Origin of the sequence: Actinomadura sp. NBRC 104412 (genome assembly GCF_030269515.1) — a bacterium.
In the GTDB taxonomy this organism is placed as follows: Bacteria; Actinomycetota; Actinomycetes; order Streptosporangiales; family Streptosporangiaceae; genus Spirillospora.
This window is the reverse complement of record NZ_BSTM01000087.1, coordinates 1-1,162: the sequence shown is the minus strand read 5'-3', so window position 1 is coordinate 1,162 and position 1,162 is coordinate 1. Positions and strand designations below refer to the sequence as shown.

General features: G+C 68.6%; 2 protein-coding genes. Both read right to left on the bottom strand.

Translation table 11 applies throughout. The annotated features are described in order from the left end of the window. Positions 1 to 15 precede the first annotated feature (15 nt). Positions 16 to 615, bottom strand: coding sequence for an IS630 family transposase (locus tag QSK21_RS35830; protein ID WP_285702208.1), 600 nt, complete (start codon positions 613 to 615; stop codon positions 16 to 18). Continuing rightward, positions 588 to 1,103 (bottom strand): IS630 family transposase, encoded by a 516-nt coding sequence (locus QSK21_RS35825; protein ID WP_285702207.1) that lies wholly within the window; start codon positions 1,101 to 1,103, stop codon positions 588 to 590. Before QSK21_RS35825 ends, QSK21_RS35830 begins: the two co-directional genes overlap by 28 nt. Positions 1,104 to 1,162: the final 59 nt, after the last annotated feature.

Genomic DNA, 1,162 nt, shown 5'->3' with positions numbered 1-1,162 from the left:
CTACTGAGCTTTTCGTTAGTTGTGTGGTGTTGGAGGGTGGATTTCCAGTCCGGTGTGGGCCAGGAAGGACCATGCGAGCTGTTGGTCCTGGCAGATGCGGTTGATGCCGGCCTCAGCGGCGTCGGCGACGTCGGCGAGATGGTCGCCGGCCAGGTTGGCCAGCTCGCGTGTCTTGATGCTGGACCACAGCATCTCGACGGGGTTGAGTTCGGGAGCGTAGGCGGGCAGCCGCTCCAGGGTGAGCCAGTCTTGTCCGGCGGCCCACGCGCGCATTTCCCGGCTCCAGTGCGCCGACAACCCGTCCCAGATCAGCACCACGCGTTCACCCTGGTAGAACGCTTTGAGCTGGGTGAGAACCTCGATCAGTGCGGCGGTGTCATAGGTGCCGGGCCGCAGGTGGAAGCACAACCGTGCGCCGCGTCCGGCGTCGGTGGCGTGGTAGCCCAGCGCGGCGGCCATACAGGCGCGTTTCCAGTTCAGGCGGTGGCGCAAGGTGGGGGTTCGGCCGCGCGGAGCGTAGGTGCGCCGCACCTGCGGCAGCAGCGAAACGCCCGATTCGTCGACGAACACGATCCATGCCCGGTTTTCTATGGCCCCTTTTTGATGCGCGGCCATTCGTGCGCCACCCACCGGGCGATCTCAGCGTCGTCACGCTCGACGGCTTTGCGCTGGGGGCGCTGCAGGCTCCACCCCAGCCGGGCGGTCAGCAGCCGCCACACCGAGGCCCGCGACAGCCGGACGCCGCACATGCGCTCGACCACCTGCCCGACCCGCTCCAGCGTCCACAGGTCGGCTTCGAAGCCGTGGGCCTGGGCGCCCTGTTCCAACGCGGCACGGACCTTTTCGACCTGGGCGTCATCGAGTTTGGCGGGGCGGCCGGTGGCCGGGCGGCGCCGCAGCGCCGCCACCCCGCCCGCCTCCATGCGCCGCTTCCAGCGCCGCACACTCTCAGCCGACACGCCCAGCATCCGGGCCACCTCGGCCTGGGAACGGCCCTGCTCGAGCAGTTCGGCCGCACGCATCCGCCGCGCCTCGGCCAGCTGCGGCCGGGTCAACGGCGGGACGACCTCTTCGTGGTTGTCAGACTCGGCGTTGGGGGGCATGCCGCGATACTTACAAACCCGACGTCTCCACACCCACAGAACTAACGAAAAGCTCAGTA